At 67.7% G+C, this 17,409-nt stretch carries 18 protein-coding genes; 10 read left to right on the plus strand and 8 right to left on the minus strand.

Annotated elements, in window-relative coordinates:
* Position 1: 1 nt before the first annotated feature.
* Both J2S73_RS00510 and J2S73_RS00515 read left to right on the plus strand, forming a co-directional pair.
* A complete protein-coding gene (locus tag J2S73_RS00510) occupies positions 2 to 556 on the plus strand; it encodes a GNAT family N-acetyltransferase (RefSeq protein ID WP_306883466.1) in 555 nt (184 codons plus the stop codon).
* Between the two features lie 174 nt (positions 557 to 730).
* Positions 731 to 2,167, plus strand: a complete 1,437-nt coding sequence (locus J2S73_RS00515; RefSeq protein WP_306883467.1) for a homospermidine synthase — start codon at positions 731 to 733, stop codon at positions 2,165 to 2,167.
* Positions 2,168 to 3,388: 1,221 nt separating this feature from the next.
* Here the strand turns inward: J2S73_RS00515 and J2S73_RS00520 are convergent.
* On the minus strand, positions 3,389 to 3,889 hold the full coding sequence (locus J2S73_RS00520) for a DUF2937 family protein (RefSeq protein WP_306883468.1): 501 nt from the start codon (positions 3,887 to 3,889) through the stop codon (positions 3,389 to 3,391).
* Positions 3,890 to 4,103: 214 nt separating this feature from the next.
* Between J2S73_RS00520 and J2S73_RS00525 the strand changes: the two genes are divergently transcribed.
* The 3 genes from J2S73_RS00525 to J2S73_RS00535 all read left to right on the plus strand — a co-directional run bounded on the left by J2S73_RS00525 (position 4,104) and on the right by J2S73_RS00535 (position 7,203).
* Positions 4,104 to 5,516 carry an adenylate/guanylate cyclase domain-containing protein gene (locus J2S73_RS00525; protein WP_306883469.1) on the plus strand — a complete coding sequence of 471 codons (1,413 nt, stop codon included), beginning with the start codon at positions 4,104 to 4,106 and terminating at the stop codon, positions 5,514 to 5,516.
* A 78-nt stretch (positions 5,517 to 5,594) separates the two neighbouring features.
* The gene (locus tag J2S73_RS00530) at positions 5,595 to 6,140 is read left to right on the plus strand and encodes an O-acetyl-ADP-ribose deacetylase (RefSeq protein WP_306883470.1); all 546 of its coding nucleotides are present in this window, start codon (positions 5,595 to 5,597) and stop codon (positions 6,138 to 6,140) included.
* 70 nt (positions 6,141 to 6,210) lie between these two features.
* Positions 6,211 to 7,203, plus strand: a complete 993-nt coding sequence (locus J2S73_RS00535; protein ID WP_306883471.1) for a glutathione S-transferase family protein — start codon at positions 6,211 to 6,213, stop codon at positions 7,201 to 7,203.
* Between the two features lie 10 nt (positions 7,204 to 7,213).
* Here the strand turns inward: J2S73_RS00535 and J2S73_RS00540 are convergent, their stop codons facing one another.
* The 4 genes from J2S73_RS00540 to J2S73_RS00555 all read right to left on the minus strand — a co-directional run bounded on the left by J2S73_RS00540 (position 7,214) and on the right by J2S73_RS00555 (position 12,180).
* On the minus strand, positions 7,214 to 7,939 hold the full coding sequence (locus tag J2S73_RS00540) for a LuxR family transcriptional regulator (RefSeq protein ID WP_306883472.1): 726 nt from the start codon (positions 7,937 to 7,939) through the stop codon (positions 7,214 to 7,216).
* A gap of 191 nt (positions 7,940 to 8,130) precedes the next feature.
* Entirely contained in the window at positions 8,131 to 9,660 is a 1,530-nt protein-coding gene (iaaH, locus tag J2S73_RS00545) for an indoleacetamide hydrolase (protein ID WP_306883473.1), read from the minus strand.
* A gap of 611 nt (positions 9,661 to 10,271) precedes the next feature.
* Complete coding sequence (locus tag J2S73_RS00550; RefSeq protein WP_306883474.1) at positions 10,272 to 11,030, minus strand: helix-turn-helix transcriptional regulator; 759 nt, start codon at positions 11,028 to 11,030, stop codon at positions 10,272 to 10,274.
* Positions 11,031 to 11,121: 91 nt separating this feature from the next.
* The gene (locus tag J2S73_RS00555; protein ID WP_306883475.1) at positions 11,122 to 12,180 is read right to left on the minus strand and encodes a MaoC family dehydratase; all 1,059 of its coding nucleotides are present in this window, start codon (positions 12,178 to 12,180) and stop codon (positions 11,122 to 11,124) included.
* 103 nt (positions 12,181 to 12,283) lie between these two features.
* Between J2S73_RS00555 and J2S73_RS00560 the strand changes: the two genes are divergently transcribed.
* The 5 genes from J2S73_RS00560 (at position 12,284) to J2S73_RS00580 (ending at position 14,822) form a co-directional block, all read left to right on the plus strand.
* On the plus strand, positions 12,284 to 12,691 hold the full coding sequence (locus J2S73_RS00560; RefSeq protein ID WP_306883476.1) for a RidA family protein: 408 nt from the start codon (positions 12,284 to 12,286) through the stop codon (positions 12,689 to 12,691).
* A 132-nt stretch (positions 12,692 to 12,823) separates the two neighbouring features.
* Positions 12,824 to 13,405, plus strand: a complete 582-nt coding sequence (locus J2S73_RS00565; protein WP_306883477.1) for a YqaA family protein — start codon at positions 12,824 to 12,826, stop codon at positions 13,403 to 13,405.
* A 122-nt stretch (positions 13,406 to 13,527) separates the two neighbouring features.
* Positions 13,528 to 14,037 (plus strand): disulfide bond formation protein B, encoded by a 510-nt coding sequence (locus J2S73_RS00570; protein WP_306883478.1) that lies wholly within the window; start codon positions 13,528 to 13,530, stop codon positions 14,035 to 14,037.
* A 6-nt stretch (positions 14,038 to 14,043) separates the two neighbouring features.
* Complete coding sequence (locus J2S73_RS00575) at positions 14,044 to 14,172, plus strand: hypothetical protein (protein WP_306883479.1); 129 nt, start codon at positions 14,044 to 14,046, stop codon at positions 14,170 to 14,172.
* A 227-nt stretch (positions 14,173 to 14,399) separates the two neighbouring features.
* Entirely contained in the window at positions 14,400 to 14,822 is a 423-nt protein-coding gene (locus tag J2S73_RS00580; RefSeq protein ID WP_306883480.1) for a metallopeptidase family protein, read from the plus strand.
* A gap of 27 nt (positions 14,823 to 14,849) precedes the next feature.
* On the opposite strand, the gene modC is transcribed toward J2S73_RS00580, so the two are convergent.
* From modC to modA, 3 genes are read right to left on the minus strand one after another with little or no spacing between them, the layout of a single operon-like run.
* Positions 14,850 to 15,935, minus strand: a complete 1,086-nt coding sequence (modC, locus tag J2S73_RS00585) for a molybdenum ABC transporter ATP-binding protein (protein ID WP_306883481.1) — start codon at positions 15,933 to 15,935, stop codon at positions 14,850 to 14,852.
* Complete coding sequence (gene modB / locus J2S73_RS00590; protein ID WP_306883482.1) at positions 15,932 to 16,612, minus strand: molybdate ABC transporter permease subunit; 681 nt, start codon at positions 16,610 to 16,612, stop codon at positions 15,932 to 15,934. Before modB ends, modC begins: the two co-directional genes overlap by 4 nt.
* 27 nt (positions 16,613 to 16,639) lie before the next feature.
* Complete coding sequence (modA, locus tag J2S73_RS00595; protein WP_306883483.1) at positions 16,640 to 17,401, minus strand: molybdate ABC transporter substrate-binding protein; 762 nt, start codon at positions 17,399 to 17,401, stop codon at positions 16,640 to 16,642.
* Positions 17,402 to 17,409 lie beyond the last annotated feature (8 nt).

The raw sequence follows: 17,409 nt of genomic DNA on the forward strand, positions 1-17,409 counted from the left end.
CATGATCCACCTGCGCGATGAGGTTGCGGCCGACTGGACCGCCCGGGAATCCCTGCTCGACACCGTGTTCGGCGCCGAGCGCGTCCTGAAGTCGAGCGAGGCCGTGCGCTGCGGCCGGCTGCCGGCCGAAGGCCTGGCCCTGACCGCGGAAGACGCCGACGGCCGCTTCGTCGGATCCGTGCGCCTGTGGCATGTCGATGCGGGTGGCGTGCCGGCGCTCTTGCTCGGCCCGCTGGCCGTCGATCCGATCACCCAGGGCCTCGGTGTCGGCTCCGCACTGATGCGGCGCGCGCTCAACCGCGCGGGCGCACTCGGCCACGGCGCCGTGCTGCTGGTCGGCGATCCGGCCTACTATGCCCGCTTCGGCTTCTCCGCCGCGCTCACCGCGCGCCTCCTCATGCCCGGTCCCGTGGAGCGGCCCCGCTTTCAGGCGCTCGAGCTGATCGAGGGTCACCTGCGCTCCGCCGCCGGCCTGATCGTCGGCACCGGCGCGCTGGCCGTCGAGGCGCCCAGCCTCGTCTCCCCGGAGCCGGCCTTTCTTCCCGCCGCGGCTTGAGGCACCCTGCCCGTCCGCGTATCCAAGCCTGAGCGGCGACGGTCATATTGTCTTGGCCGGCGCCGCCTATAGCTAGTCCCGCCATCCGGTCACGGTTCCGCTGACCGATCGTCCCGACCTTCTCGGCCGCCTCTGGCCCCGACCGACCGACCCGGATTTCGAAGGAGACCGTCCATGGCCGATTATCCCGTTTACGGCACCATCACAGGCCCGATCGTCATGATCGGCTTCGGCTCCATCGGGCGCGGCACCCTGCCCCTGATCGAACGCCACTTCGATTACGACAAGGCGCGCATGGTCGTGATCGATCCCGTCGACACCGACCGCAAGCTCCTCGACGAGCGCGGCATCCGCTTCGAGAAGCTGGAGATCACCCGGGAGAACTACCGCGAGGTCCTCACCCCGCTGCTGACCGAAGGCGGCGGCCAGGGCTTCTGCGTGAACCTCTCCGTCGATACCTCGTCCCTGGACATCATGAAGCTCTGCCGCGAAATCGGCGCGCTCTATATCGACACCGTCGTGGAGCCTTGGGCCGGCTTCTATTTCGACCGGGACAAGGACCAGGCCGGCCGCACCAACCACGCGCTGCGCCAGACCGTGCGCGACGAGAAGGCCGCCAACCCGGGTGGCACCACCGCGGTCTCCTGCTGCGGCGCCAATCCCGGCATGGTCAACTGGTTCGTCAAGCAGGCGCTGATCGACATCGCCGACGCCACCGGCTTCTCCTATCAGGAGCCGTCCCAGGACGACCGCGACGGCTGGGCCAGGCTGATGCGCGATCTCGGCGTGAAGGGCGTCCACATCGCCGAGCGCGACACCCAGCGCGCCAAGACGCCGAAGCCGCTCAACGTGTTCTGGAACACCTGGTCCGTGGAAGGCTTCATTTCCGAGGGCCTGCAGCCGGCCGAGCTCGGCTGGGGCACCCACGAGACCTGGCAGCCCGACAACATGCGCACTCAGCCGGGCGGCTGCCAGTCGTCGCGCTTCCTGCTGCAGCCGGGCGCCAACACCCGGGTCCGCACCTGGTGCCCGACGCCGGGCGCCCAGTACGGCTTCCTGGTGACCCACAACGAGAGCGTCTCGATCTCCGACTACTTCACCATCGGCGCCGGCCTGGAGCCGGAGTACCGGCCGACGGTGCACTACTCCTACCACCCGGCGAACGACGCGGTGCTGTCCCTGTTCGAGATGTTCGGTCAGGCCGGCAAGCCCCAGGACACGCTGCACATCCTCGACGAGAACGAGATCGTCGACGGCATCGACGAGCTGGGCGTGCTCCTCTACGGCCACGAGAAGAACGCCTACTGGTTCGGCTCGCGCCTCTCCATCGAGGAGACCCGTGAGCTCGCGCCCTACCAGAACGCCACCGGCCTTCAGGTGACGTCGGCCGTGCTGGCCGGCATGGTCTGGGCGCTGGAGAACCCGGAGGCCGGCATCGTCGAGACCGACGAGATGGACTATCGCCGCTGCCTGGAGGTCCAGCTTCCCTATCTCGGCCCGGTCGAGGGCCACTACACCGACTGGACCCCGCTCACCGACCGCCCGGGCCTCTTCCCTGAGGACATCGACGAGAGCGACCCCTGGCAGTTCCGGAATGTGCTGGTGCGGTGAGGGCATAAACCCAGCCCGTGTAGCGTGGCGGCGGGCAACTTGAACGCCGCCCGCCGCGTTAATTATCCTAAGATGTCGGCGATCGTTTTTGCCGGCACCGACTGCTTGTTACAGGGAGGGTTCAGAGAGTGCCGAAGATCAGTCTCGACCAAGAGCCGCAGGGCGTCGCCATCGGCGCGCATTACGGCTATGTGGGTGGCCCCGCATCCGGATGCGCATACAATCCCGTCATGGGCCCCAGGATTGGCATTGAGGCGATCATAGAGGGACTGCGTCTCGCCGACATAGAGTGCTGTCCAGCGATCCGGAGAAGTGGACGCGCACAGGATGTAGACACCTGAGACGGCATTGAACTGAGTTCCAATAGGAAACAGTTCAGTTCGGTATGATGTGCCGGACGCTCCCGGCCACGTGACTATCGTGCCCATAATAGCTCCTTTTGAGCATGGCGGCAGAGCTGGAAACGCCTTGCTTGACAGCGGGGCCGAATACAGGCACGAAAAAGCTGCTAGCAAAAATTCCAGCCCCTTCGCGGGGGGTTGCTTTCTGCGGGCCGGATCGGTGTCCTACCACCTGTTCGGCCCGTTTCCTTTTGCGGCACAGCACAAGCACCGCGTGCGAGACTCTGTTCGATTCTTTCGCAGGTCGCAAGCTTCAGTGCGTTCTCTATTCGTTCATTCTGTATTCGAGGACTGCTAGTATCCAGGACACATCCGGCTGACCTTGGAGCGCCGGGCATTGGCGAAGCGTGGCGAAGTGGAAACCGCTTCGATATCTGACGCTGCGAGAAAAAAGAGCTCTATTCTCTCACGCTGAGTTCGCCCCGCTCACCGGCTCCGGGTGGGCGGCCGGTTCTTTCGTCCCGGTCGCTTCGCTCCACGCTTCTTGACCGGCCGGCGCGCAGTCGCGCGCTGGCTTCGCGATAATCCGGCCACCTGGCTCAAATCGGCTCATGACCAAGGCGCGTCCAATCTCCGGGCGCACCTTTTTCTTTGGCCAGTCCCCTTGCTCCGCTCATTCCCGCGAAAGCGGGAATCCAGTCTGAGCCTGAAGAAAACGCGGCCGTGATCTTTTGACGAACGGTTGCGCAGGCGGGTTTCCGCAAAGGCCGTCATCTATCGGATACGCCCCATGGATTCCCGCTTTCACGGGAATGAGCGGAGTGAATGGTGAGGCTCGGGGCCATGACGATTGGCCCGCAGAACACGGCGTCTTGGCCCCTCACGCCTCCGCGCGCTTCCGCCTCCGCCGGCCGCCCATCAGGCCGAGCAGGTTGACCAGCACCACGCCGAAGACCGCGCCGATGCCGGCGGCGACCCCGCCCTCCATGGTGGTCGGCACGCCGGGCTCGAATTCCGCCCAGGTGTTTTCGGCAAGCGTCGGGTCGAGATCCTGGACCAGCACCACCACGCGGCCGAAATCGCCGCTGGTGCGGAAGGCCTGCTGCTGGCGCACCAGCCGCTCGTAGCGCGCAATGGTGTCGCGCATGGATTTCGCGCGCTCACGCGGAAACGGGTCTTCGGCGCGCGACAGCGCCGCGAGCGCCTGCACGCGGTCGTAGCCGACGCGCTCAGCATCGGCGTCGAAGGACTGGACGACGGTCCTCAGCTCGTCCACCGCACCGCCCAGGCGCTGGCGGTATTGCTGGGCATATTCGGGCACCTGGGAGGCGGCGATGCCGCACACCAGAGCCGCCGCCACCGTGATGCTGCGTCCGACCATTCGTGTTCTCCGCGCCGCCCGAGCCCCGTCTGCGCGCAGCGTGCGCGCACTCCCATTTAGCGCAACCAGAGGCAAAAGGATCCCTAACCCGCGCAAGGCCGGGAGCCGCTCCGTTCACGATCGGCTCACAACGGCGCGCGACGGCTCGCCTTCCGCGCCGCAAGGTCTATCATCCACCTCCATCAGCGTCGACGATGGGCCGGGGGAGGCCGAGATGAGCGACAGCCGGACCCTGACGGACAAGCCCGCCCGGCGGTCGCTTCTCGCGCGTCCGTTCGCCGCCCTGTTCCGCCGCCTGGGCACGCCGTCGGTCAGCACGGCGCCCCTGCCCGCCCGGGTCCGCAAGCTGGTGGTGGCCGAGGAGGTCCGCTCGGAACGGCTGATCGGCTGGGTCCAGCTGGCGGTGGTCGTCACCTTCGCCAGCCTCTACGTGGTCGCGCCGCGCCCGGCCGATGCCGGCATGGCGGTGCTGGAGCCGGTGCCGATCGCGCTGTCGATCTATCTCGCCTTCACCCTGCTCCGGATCGCGCTGGCCTGGCGGATCCAGCTTCCCGGCTGGTTCCTGTTCCTGTCGATGGTGGTCGACACCGCGATGCTGTTCGGCCTGATCTGGTCGTTCCATCTCCAGTACGGCCAGCCGCCGGCCTTTTATCTGAAGATCCCGACCTTCGCCTACATCTTCGTCTTCATCGCACTGAGGGCGCTCAGGTTCGATCCGCGCTTCGTCGTCACCCAGGGCGTGATCGCGGCACTGGGCTGGCTGGCGCTGGTGGTCTACGCACTGGAAACCTCGGCGCCGGGCACGGTGACCCGCTCCTTCACCACCTATCTGAGCGAAAACGCCATCCTGATCGGCGCGGAGTTCGACAAGATCTTCGTGATCCTGACGGTGACGGCGATCCTAGCGCTGGCGCTGGCCCGCGCCCGGGCGACGCTGATCACCGCCATCCGGGAGAGCAGCGCCACCCGCGACATGCGCCGCTTTCTCTCCGAAGGCGTCGCCGACGTGATCACCTCGGCGGAGGCGGAGCTGACCGCCGGCCACGCCACCGAGCGCGACGCGGCGATCCTGATGCTGGACATCCGCGGCTTCACCCCGTTCGCCACCTCGGTCTCGCCGCACAAGGTGGTGGAGGCCCTGACCCTTTATCACGGCCTCGTCGTGCCGATCATCGAGCGGCGCGGCGGGGTCATCGACAAGTTCCTGGGCGACGGCGTGATGGCCACCTTCGGCGCCGTCGCCCCGTCAGACACGGCGGCGGCCGACGCGGTGTCGGCCCTGGAGGAGATCCTCGAGAGCATCGGGCGCTGGCACGCAATGCTGGCCGAGCACGGGATCGAGGAGGCGCTCAAGGTCAACGGCGCCGTCTCGGCCGGCCGCATCGTGTTCGCAACCCTCGGCAACGACGAACGGCTCGAATACACCGTCATCGGCGAGCCCGCGAACCTGGCGGCCAAGCTGGAGAAGCACAACAAGGCGGAAGGCAGCCTCGGCCTCGTCGACGCCGACAGCTACGCACTGGCCCGGGCCCAGGGCCATGAGCCGAAACGGGCCGTGCGGTCACTCACCGACCGCGCGATCGAGGGCACGATCGGCCGGACGGACTTGATCGCCTTCGACGCCTGACGCACACCGCTCGGAGACGTGAGCGAACTTCGCGCCGGCACCCGCGTTTCCCGGGACTGCAGAATTCGAGGTCCGGACATGACCATCATCGATGAAATCGCCGTCGGACAGGGTACCGCCCGGATCGTCGTGGCCGACATCACGACGCTGGAGGTGGACGCCATCGTGAACGCCGCAAACAGCCGGCTGGCCGGCGGCGGCGGGGTCGACGGGGCGATCCACCGCGCGGCGGGACCGGAACTCGCCAGCGCCTGCCGCAAGATCGGCGGATGCCCCACCGGCGAGGCCCGGCTGACCGCCGGCTTCGCGCTTCCGGCCCGTCACGTCATTCATGCGGTCGGACCCGTATGGTCGGGCGGCAGCGCGGGCGAGGACGCGCTCCTGGCCTCCGCCTACCGGGAATCGCTCGCGCTCGCGGCGGCGAACGATCTCAGGAGCCTGGCGTTCTCGGCGATTTCCACCGGCGTCTACGGCTTTCCCGCCGACCGCGCCGCCGGCATCGCCGTGGACACCGTGCGCGCGTGGCTGAGCGACCGCAGCCAGCCGCAAACCGTCATCTTCTGCTGTTTTTCCGAAGAAAGCGCCCGGCACCATCAGGCCGCGCTGGCCGGAAAGCGTAATTGATCTGATCCGAGGCGCGCCCCTGAGCGGGGGCCGACAGATTTCATGCAAGCCGCAAGAGGGACCTGAACCGATGGGCTATCTCGACAACGGAGAGTGGATTTCCGACGACGACCCGCGCACCAACGACGACAAGGGCGCGTTCGTCCGCCGGGCCTCCGCCTTCCGCAACTGGGTCACGGCCGACGGATCGCCCGGCCCGAGCGGCGAGGGCGGCTTCGCGGCCGAACCGGACCGCTATCATCTCTATGTGTCGCTCGCCTGTCCCTGGGCCCACCGCGCGCTGATCATGCGCCGCTTCAAGAGGCTCGAGAGCATGATCGACGTCTCGGTCGTGCACTGGCTGATGCGGCAGGACGGCTGGACCTTCAAGTCCGGCCCGGGCGTCATTCCCGATCCGATCCAGAACGCCGACTTCCTGCGCGAGGTCTATGTCGCCGCCGACTCGAACTACACCGGCAAGGTCACGGTGCCGGTGCTATGGGACAAGAAGAACGGGACCATCGTCTCCAACGAATCCGCCGAGATCATCCGTATGTTCAACTCCGCCTTCGATCGCGTCGGCGCGAAAGCGGGCGACTACTATCCCGAACGGCTTCGGGGCGAGATCGACAGCGTCAACGACCGCATCTACGACACGGTGAACAACGGGGTCTACAAGTCGGGCTTCGCGACCAGCCAGGACGCCTACGAGGAAGCCGTGTCGGAGCTCTTCAAGAGCCTTGACTGGATCGAGGACATTCTGTCGAAGCAGCGCTTCCTGGTCGGCGACACCCTGACGGAGGCGGATATCCGCCTGTTCACGACGCTGGTCCGCTTCGATCCCGTTTATCACGGCCACTTCAAATGCAACGTGCGCCGCGTGGTCGACTATCCGAACCTGTGGAACTACACCCGCGATCTGTTCCAGCGGCCGGGCGTCAGCGACACGGTCAATTTCCAGCACATCAAGAACCACTATTATCAGAGCCATGTCTCGGTGAACCCGACCGGCATCGTGCCCATGGGGCCCGCCCTCGACTACGAGGCGGCGCACGATCGCGACCGGTTTGCCGAGGCGGCCTGAGGTCGATGCTCTAGCTGATCAGGCCGCGGCGGATCGCCTCCGCGGTGGCATGGAGCCGGTTGGCGGCCGCGAGCTTGCGGGTCGCGGAGGCGAGATACCAGTCCGCCGTATGCTGGGAGATGGAGAGGATCTGGCTGATCTCCCAGCTGGTCTTGCCTTCCGCGCACCACTGCAGGCATTCCCGCTCGCGCCCGGTCAGGCCGCCCTTTTCGGGGACAGCCGGCACGGCGTGAACCACCATCCCGCACAGCCGGGCGTGGGCGTTGACCGCAAGCACCTGCAGCAGCGCCGTCGCCTGCGAGCCGACCTCCTCGCGCGGCCCCCCGAACCAGACCGCCGCCGGAGGCGCCGCCAGACTGCGGATCGGAAACACCATGCCGCCGGCCAGACCGTGATCCTGGGCCTCTGCGAACATGGCGCGGCCTTCCCGGGAGAGGGTCGGCGTGGCCTTGACCTCCGACCAGGAGAACGGGGTGACCCGCCGCTCCGCGCAGCTCAAAAGCGGATCGACATCGAGATAGGCCCGCTCGCGATAGGTGCGCATCCAGGCGCGATCCCACCGCTCCAGAAGAATGGCGCGGCCCTGCTCCGTGTTGTCCGCACCGAGCGAGGCGATCGCATATCCGGCGACACCCACCCGTGGCAGCGTGTCCTCGACACACGCCGCAACGTCCCGCACGGACCTGGCGCGGCGCAACCGCTCCAGGATTTCCAGCACCTGTTCCAGTGACTCCATGAAAAGCGCTGTTCGATGAAAACCCATCGTCCCCATTTCCCCAACCTCCAGGTCGGCATCAATGGGCTCAGGTTAGGGTGTTCAACCGACTGCGACTTTGCGAAATGCGTCAATTTTCAGGGGTACCGGCAGAGCCCGCAAAAGGCGTGGCCGGGCGGGACGCAGACCGCGCCCCGCCCGGAAAGAGGTCGCTATTTCGTTGCGATATCGGGCGCGGGCAGCGAGCCGAAGAGATCTTCCAGTCCCAGCCCGATCGCCAGCAGGCGCCGGTCGGTGAAGGCCGGGCCGTCCAGCTCGAGGCCGACGGGCAGACCGTCCGCGGTCAAGCCGATCGGCAGCGTCAGACCGGGCAGGCCTGCGTTGGAGCCCGGATCGGTGTTGCGGATGTAGGTGGGAAAGGTTGGCACCTGCTCGCCGTTGAGCTCGACCGTCTCGCCGGAGCCCTCGATGGGAGGGGCCGCCAGAATGGTGGTCGGGAAGACCAGCGCATCCAGCCGGTTGGCGGTGAACGTTTCCGCGTACAGCGCCTGAAGCTCCGGCCGGAAGGTCTCGATCGCCGCGCGGTAGACTTCCTCCGGCATCTTCTTGTCGCCCATCACGAAGGTGCCGAACACGCCCTGGACGTCGGGGCTGGCGACCTGGTCGGCCACGTCTGCGAGGCTGATGCCCGCATCCCATTGCTCCAGGAAGGCGGGCAGATCCCGCGCGACCTCGTAGAGCGCGACGGGAAAGCCGATCTTGCCGTTCAGCTCCATGAGATCCGGCAGCGCCACGCTGACGAGGGTGACGCCGGCGCCTTCCAGCTTCGCCGTCGCCTCGTTCCAGACGGCGGCGACCTCCGGCGACAGGCCGGACACGAGGCTGTCGGCAATGCCGAGGCGGATCTCGCTCGGATCGACCGGATCCAGCTCGGTCGCGGTGCCGGTGATCACCCCGTCGAGCAGGACCAGATCGTCGACGGTGCGCGCCAGCGGGCCGGGCGTGTCGCGGGTGTGGGAGATCGGCACGATGCCGGCGGCGGAATAGCGACCCATGGTCGGCCTGAGGCCGGCGATCCCGTTGAGGGCGGCGGGGATGCGCACCGACCCGCCGGTGTCGGTGCCGAGACCGCCCGGAGCGAGCCGGGCCGCAACCGCCGCACCCGTGCCGCCCGACGATCCGCCGGCGGACCGCTCGGGATCGTAGGCGTTGCCGACGGCGCCGAACCGGGCGTTGTCGGACGTGATGCCGAAGGCCAGCTCGTGCATGTTCGTCTTGCCGAGAATGATGGCACCGGCATCGCGCAGCCGGGCGATCACCGGCGCGTCCCGCTCGCTGACGAAGCCTTCGAGTGCCGGCGTTCCGCCGGTGGTCGGCTGCCCGGCGACGATGATGTTGTCCTTGATGACGAGAGGGACGCCCAGAAGCGGCATGTCCTCGCCGTCGCCCCGGGCGCGAAGCTCGTCGGCCTCCGCCGCGGCCGCCCGAGCCTCGGCGGCGTCCAGCGTGATGAAGGCGTTGAGGTTCGCGTTGGCATCCGCCGCTTCGGTCAGGGCCTCGACGAGTTCGCTGCTGGTGATGTCCCCGGCCTGCAGGGCGGAGGCGGCCTCGCGCACCGTCATTTGCCGGAGATCGTCCTGGGCAAGCGCCGGAGTGGCGGCCAGCACGCCGATCGCAACCCCGACGGCGGCCGCGCCCCGAAGGCTCAGGGTCTCGTGCCGCCTCGATGTGGTTCGTTTCATGGGAATGGTTCTCCTCTGGTTTATTCGGTCCCGGCTTTCCGCCGGTGATCCGCCAGCGTGCGTCATCCGGGACGGCTTGCCATCCTCGAAACTGATGATCCTGTGTGGGCTGTCTCCTGTCCCCTCACGCCGAGCTCGCTTGCGCTCACCGGCTCCGGGCGGGCGGCCTCCGGCCGGCGGACAGTCGTCCGCTGATGGTGGAAGCCAGCAACCGGAGAGACGCCTTCAAAGCAAACCCCGGGCGGAAAACCGGTACCCACTTTTCCTGGCGTTGCTTTCCTTCCTCGCAAAGCCGGACGCGAAACCGGTGCCCACTTTCGCTGGCATTGCTTGTCAGCGCGCGACCGCGCATCGACCAGTCAAGAGGCGCGGAGCGAAGCGACCGGGAATAAAGAAATGGCCGCGCCCGTGCAGCGGTGAGCGAAGCGAACTCGCGTGAGCGAAAAGACTCTTTTCTCCGCAACGCCAGGAAAACCGCTGCGCACTTTTCCTGGCGTTGCTTTCCTTCCTCGCAACGCCGGACGGAAAACCGGTGCCCACTTTTCCTGGCGTTGCTCTCTTTCAACGCAATGCCGGACGCGAAACCGGTTCCCACTTTCGCTGGCTTTGCTTCAGAGCAACGCCGCGATCAGGGCCGCGCGGGAGCCGGTCCCGGTCTTGGCGAACATGTGGGAGAGGTGCGTGCGCAGGGTCGGCACGCCGATGCCGCAGGTGCGCGCGATCTGCGTATCGGTCCCGCCGGCGACCAGCGCGAAGGCGACGTCGCGCTCGCGCGGGGTCAGGCCGTGACGGTCCGCCGCCGCCCCGATGCGGGCCGCACGATCGGCCTCCCGGCGATGGTTCGCCAGAAGCCGCGCGGACCGCATCGCCCTGGCGAAGGCCGGACCGATCAGATCGAGAAGCGCGACGTCGGTGCGCTCGAAGTTCGGCCGTCCGCGTCGCCGCCAGATCCTCAGGTCGCCGACATGCTCCAGATCGACGTGGCCGTGATAGTTCATGCCGAAGCGGAGGCCGTCGCGGGCGAGGAAGTCGTTGAAGAATTCCGTCGCCTCCAGGGACTGCTGGTCCATCACCTCGTTGACGTGGGCCGCCCGTCCGTGCCGCTTCAGCGCCAGGGTGATCGGATCGCGGAACTGGAAGTAGGCGGCGTAGGTATCGAGATTGGCCGGGTCCATGTTGATGAAGACTCGGGAATCGAACACCCCGGCCGCCGGATCCCAGACATAAGAGGCGAAGTGATCCGCCCGGAACAGGTCGAGCAGGATCTCGCCCGCCCTCAGGCGCAGACGCTCGCCGTCCTCGCAGTCGGCCAGCGTCGTCATGAGCTCGCCGACCAGGCGAACGTCACGCGCGTCCAGGGTGGTCAACATCGTCCGATCCCACCTGTGATGGCAGAAGCGGCAAGTGTAGCCGAGCCCGGCGCGGCTTCAAGCTGAAGTGTCGGGCAGCCCCGCCGCTTCGCTAGCCGTCGAGCGGCAGCAGCGCCCAGTAGTCGAGGTCGAGCACGATCGACGGGTCGTAGCGCCCTTCCGCGTCCAGGTCCGGGAAGTCGGCGCAGGGCCGGTCCTTGGTCGCGATCGTCCTGAGCCGGAGCGCGCCGACGTCGCGGCGGCCGGGGATCTCGCCGCGGTCGATCACCTCCGACCAGGCGTAGATGGTGTCGCCGGCGAAGGTGGGCGAGACGTGGCGCCCGCCGTTGATCGCCGCCACATGGAAGGCCGGGGCGAGCCCGTTGAAGCTGAGCGCGCGGGCCAGCGAGATGATGTGGCCGCCATAGATGAGCCGGCGGCCGAACCGGCCCTCGGCCTCGGTGTGCTGGTTGAAGTGGACCTTGGCCGTGTTCTGATAGAGCCGGGTGGCGATCTGGTGCTCGGCTTCCTCGATGGTCATGCCGTCGACGTGGTCGATCCGCTCGCCGGGCTCGTAGTGCTCGTAGCGGAACGGCGAGCCGGCCAGCGCCGGCTCCCAGCCGTCGAGGTCGAGCAGCGGAACGGCGTTGCCGAGCGCATCGGCGTCGAGGGCGGCGGGAAGCTCGGGCACGTGGGGCTCGGGCGGCGGCGTGTCCGGATCGCGCTTGCGCACCATCACCCAGCGCACATAGTCGAGCACCTCCGTGCCGTCGGCCTTGTAGCCGGTGGAGCGGACATAGACGACGCCGGTCTTGCCGTTGGAGTTCTCCTTCACGCCGATCACCTCGGAGACGGCGTAGAGGCTGTCGCCGGGATAGACCGGCGCCAGGAAGCGGCAGCCCGCATAGCCGAGATTGGCCACCGCGTTGAGCGAAATGTCGGGCACCGTCTTGCCGAAGACGATGTGGAAGACGAGGAGGTCGTCGACCGGGGCGTGGGGATAGCCCAGCCCGTGGGCGAACGCGTCGGACGACTGGACCGCGAAGCGCGACCCGTAGAGCCCGGTATAAAGCGCCACGTCGCCGCTCGTGACGGTGCGCGGCGTGGCATGGCGGATCACCATGCCGACGCTGAAATCTTCGAAGAAGTTACCGTAGAAGGTCTTCGCCACGGACACGCGCCCCTGTAATGATCCCGTGCTGCAGTTGCAGCGCGCAAGCGATGCCGTGTCAAGGCGAAGGCGGCGCGGACGATAGGCACGAAAGGGGGAGGCCATGACGCGACGACTGATTTCCACCGGTTCGCCGTTCGAGAAGAAGGCCGGGTACTCCCGCGCGGTGGTGGACGGCCACTGGGTGTTCGTGGCCGGAACCACGGGCTACGACTACGCCAGCATGACGATGCCGACGGACGTGGCCGACCAGGCGCGCAACGCGATCACGACCATCGAGAACGCGCTCGCCGACGCCGGCTCCAGCCTCGCCGACGTGGTGCGGGCCCGCTATTACATCACCGACCGCGCCCACGCCGACGCCGTGTTCGAAGTGCTGGGCGCCGCCTTCGGGGAGATCCGGCCGGCCGCGACGCTGGTCATCTGCGAGCTTCTGAGCCCGGACATGAAGGTGGAGATCGAGGTGACGGCCCGGCGGAAGGACGCGCGGCCCGGCGACCGCAGCGGCTGACCCCGCAACCGGACGGACTGCCCGGCGTGCGGCGACCGGACCCGCTCGCCTTCCCCGTCGATTTCGTCTATTGGCTGCGCTCCGCGTCGCCGGCGACGCGACCCGACGACCCGAGATCTCGCAAGGACGCCCATGCTCCGCCGCCTCTACGACAAGACCCTGGCCCTTGCCGCCGGCCGCCATGCCCCGAAAGCCCTTGCCGGGGTCTCCTTCGCCGAGAGCTCGATTTTCCCGATCCCGCCGGACGCGCTCCTGATCCCGATGGTGATCGCCAAGCGCGAGCGGGCCTGGTGGTTCGCGCTCATCTGCACGGTCGCCTCCGTCCTCGGCGGCGCGTTCGGCTACCTGATCGGCGCCGTCGCCTTCGAAACCGTGGCCGAACCGATCCTCGCCTTCTACGGCTACGCCCACAAGTTCGAGGACTTCGCCGCGCGCTACAACGACTACGGCGCCTGGATCGTCTTCATTGCCGGCCTCACCCCGTTTCCCTACAAGGTGATCACGATCGCTTCGGGCGCCACCGGGCTCGACTTCGCCGTGTTCATGGTCGCCAGCGTGCTGTCGCGCGGCATCCGCTTCTTCGTCGTGGCCGGATTGCTCTATCTGTTCGGCCCGCCGATCCGCGCGTTCATCGAAAAGCGCCTCGGCCTGGTGTTCGTGGTCGGAGTGGTGCTGCTCGTGGGCGGCTTCGTCGCCGCCAAGTTCCTTCTCTAGTGCCCCTCGGCGTTTCCTGGAAACGCCGACCGGTTCTAACCCTTTGTTTTGATGCATGTCCGGACGGCCAACCGGTTTCCATCTGGCCCGGACATGCTCCAGTCGCATCGGAATTCGTCATCGTGACCCCCCAATCCCGCCAGCGTCTGACGACCCTCGCCGGGCTTGCCCTGCTCATCTCCGCCGCGACGATCCTCACGGCGTGGGGCTTCGAGTTGATCGGCGGCTACGTGCCGTGCCCGCTTTGCCTGCAGCAGCGCGTTCCATACTATATCGGGGTTCCGCTCACCGTCGTCGCGCTCTGGCTCGCCTATACCGCACGGATCACCGGTGCGCGGATCGTGATGGCGCTGTTTGCCGCGACCATGGCCTACGGGCTCTATCTCGGGGTCTATCAGGCCGGCGCCGAGTGGGGCTTCTGGCAGGGCCCCACGGATTGCGCACCCGGCGACACCTCGGTCCGCGATGCGGCGAATTTCCTGCAGACGCTTCAGACCACGCGCATCGCGAGCTGCACCGATCCGGCCCTGCGCATCCTCGGCCTGTCGTTCGCCGGATGGAATGCGGTGGTGACCCTTGTCCTGACGCTGTTGGGCCTCGTCGCAGCGCTTGGGCGGAGCAACCGGACCTGAGCCGCGATGACAGGAAAGAGGCCTCCTCCGGAACGCGACGACTGGACGGAAATCTGGGGCCGCCGCATCGGGCGCGGCCTCGGTTATGTCGTCGCCGTCGGACTGATCGTCTATCTGGTAGTGACCTATCTCTGAGCGGAGCCCATGCCGCCGTTCCGCTGCCTCAGACATGTCATTTTCAAATGCGGAAACGAAGCGGCTGGATTATAGTCATCGTTCGATCCGTCCAGTCGGCTGCACCTCCGGCCGCAGGCGGGATCGGTACGTTGGACCGTTTCTCCGGCGGGCGGCCAGCGATTTGATAGTTTTGACGTTTCGATTTCCACCGCCCGGCTTGCTGCAATTCCTCGATACCGGAAACGATGAAGACGACCCTTCCTGATCGATGGCCGACTCTTACCGCGCCCGACCTGGACGCATTCGAGGTCCTCGCGCGCTCTTCCTACGAGCGGCTGCCGGAGTCGTTCCGTGCCCTGACCGGCGATCTCGTGATCCGGGTGGCCGAGTTCGCCGACCAGGACGCGCTGGACTCCCTGGAGCTGTCGTCTCCGTTCGAGCTTCTGGGCCTGTTCGAGGGCGTCGGGCTCGCCGCGACCGGCGGCCTGGCCGTGACCGGACAGATGCCGAATCATATCTGGCTGTATCGCCGGCCCATCCTCGACCACTGGGCGGAGAGCGGCGAGACCCTGGGTGACATCGTCACCCATGTGCTGATCCACGAAATCGGCCACCATTTCGGCCTCTCCGATGCCGACATGGAAGCGATCGAAGCCGCGTCGGACTGACGGCCGCCCGCGGGCCGGTGGACATGATCAGCCGAACGTGTCGCTGGCGAACGACACCGACTTCAGCAGCGCGTAGACCGGCTGGCCGGGGCGGAGCGCCAGGGCGGCGACCGCTTCCCGCGTGACCTGCGCCCTGAGCCGGGCCGAGCCCGCCTCAAGGTGAAGATCGGCAAAGGGCGTGTCCGGCTCCTCCTCGATCGACACGATCACGGCCTCCAGCACGTTGCGGACGCTGATCGCTTCCGGCCGCCGGGTCGCCACCGACACGTCGCGGGCCCGGATCCGGAGCCGGATCTCCTGGCCCGGCGTCAGTCCCGCGAAGGGGATGGAGAGCACCTGGCCGGCCAGATCGAGCCGCGTCATGCGGAAGTCCCGGTCCTCACCGACGACCCGTGCGGTGACCACTGCTCCGGCCTCCGCGCGGTCTCCGGACGGCGAGACCTGCTCGAACACCTCCACGCCGCCGCGCGCCGCGACCTTCCCCGCCGAGAGCACGACCACATCGTTGGCCAGACGCGCCACCTCCGAAACGTCGTGGCTGACATAAAGGACCGGGATGGCCCGTTCCCGGTGAAGCCGTTCGAGATAGGGCAGGATCTCCGCCTTGCTGGCCCGGTCCAGGGCGGCGAGCGGCTCGTCCATCAGAAGCAGGCTCGGCCGGGACAGGAGCGCACGGCCGATGGCGACCCGCTGGCGCTCGCCGCCCGACAGGTTGGCCGGCGAGCGCTCCAGCATCGAGCCCAATCCCAGAAGCTCGGCGGTGGCGTCGAGATCGGACGGCTGGGACCCGGAGCGCTTCAGTCCGTAGGCGAGATTGCCGCGGACGCTCAGATGCGGAAACAGGCTCGGTTCCTGAAAGACGTAGCCGAGCGCCCGGCGGTGGGTCCTGCGGAACACGCCGGCCGCATCGTCCTGCCAGACGGCGTCGCCGACCCGAACCCGGCCGCCGAGCCGGGCGAGTCCCGCAATGGCCCTGAGAACCGTCGTCTTGCCGGATCCGGACGCGCCGAACAGGGCGGTCACGCCACGCATCGGCGCGCGGAACGCCACGTCGAGGCGGAACTCGCCGACACGGCCGGCGAGCGCGACCTCGAGATCCTCAGGCTCGCTCATCGGGCAGACCGCCGGCCGAGACGCTTTTCGACCAGCATCATGCTGAGGATCACCACGAAGGAGAACACGACCAGACCGGCCGACAGAAGGTGCGCCTTGCCCCACTGCAGCGTCTCGACGAAATCGAAGATCGCCACCGAGAGCACACGGGTCTCGCCGGGGATGTTGCCGCCGATCATGAGGACCACGCCGAACTCGCCGACCGTGTGGGCAAAGCCCAGCACCGCACCGGTGAGAATGCCGGGGCGGGCGAGCGGAAGCGCCACGGTCCAGAACGCGTCCCAGGGACCGGCCCTGAGTGTTGCGGCGACTTCCAGCAGGCGGTCGCCGGCCGCCTCGAACGCGTTGCGGATGGGCTGCACCACGAAGGGCAGCGAATAGACGACGGAACCGATGACAAGCCCTTCGAAGGTGAAGGCGAGGGAGCGCAGCCCGAACCAGCCGCCGACCGTTCCGCCGGGGCCGTCCGGCCCGAGCACGATGAGGAGATAGAAGCCTAGGACCGTCGGCGGCAGCACGAGCGGCAGCGCGACCACCGCAGCGACGGCTTCCTTCCAGCGGGCCTTCGACCGGGCGAGCCACCAGGCGATCGGCGTGCCGACGACCAGAAGGGCCGCCGTCGTGATCAATGCGAGCCTCAGGGTGAGCAGAATCGGGCTCCAGAGCGACCCGTCCATCAGCGCGCCCTCTCCATGCCGGCCGGATCAGTCGACGAGGCCATAGCCGTACCGCTCGATCACCGCGCGGGCCTGCGGCCCCTTCAGGAACGTCAGAAAGGCGGCCGCTGCCGGACTGGCCTCGCCTTCGCTCAGAAGAACGGCATCCTGGGCGATCGGATCGTGCAGGGACGCCGGCACCTGCCAGCGCGATCCGTCCGTGACGTCAATCACCTGGGAGAGCGCCACGAAGCCGAGCTCGGCGGCGGATGTCGCGACGAACTGGTAGGTCTGGGCAATGCTGCCGCCGCGGACCAGACGCGGCGCGATCTCGCCGTACACGCCGAGCGCCTCGAGCACCTGGACCGCCGCCGCGCCATAGGGGGCGGTCTCGGGGTTCGCGATGGCCAGCTTCTGGAAGGTACCGGCGCTTAACGTCTCCGGCCCCGTCACCAGACCCGGGTCGGTGCTGTAGAGAACGAGCGTTCCCGTGGCGTAGGTAAACCGGCTGCCGGCAACGGCGAGGCCGTCCGCCACGGCCTTTTCGGGCCGGACGCTGTCGGCGGCGAGAAATACGTCGTAAGGCGCGCCATGGGCGATCTGGGTGAACAGTTGGCCGGTGGAGCCGAACGAGAGAATGACCGGCCCGCCGCTCTCGCGCTCGAAAGCCTCGGCGATCTCCTTCGCCGGCGCCGTGAAATTCGCCGCCACCGCCACGCGGACTTCGCCAGCGGCCCGCGCCGGGGCACCGATCGCGGCGCATGCGACCAGGGCGAGTGCCAGGCGCACGAACCACCCGTCTGATGTCATCTGCATCA

The organism is Amorphus orientalis (genome assembly GCF_030814015.1).
Classification (GTDB): Bacteria; Pseudomonadota; Alphaproteobacteria; order Rhizobiales; family Amorphaceae; genus Amorphus; species Amorphus orientalis.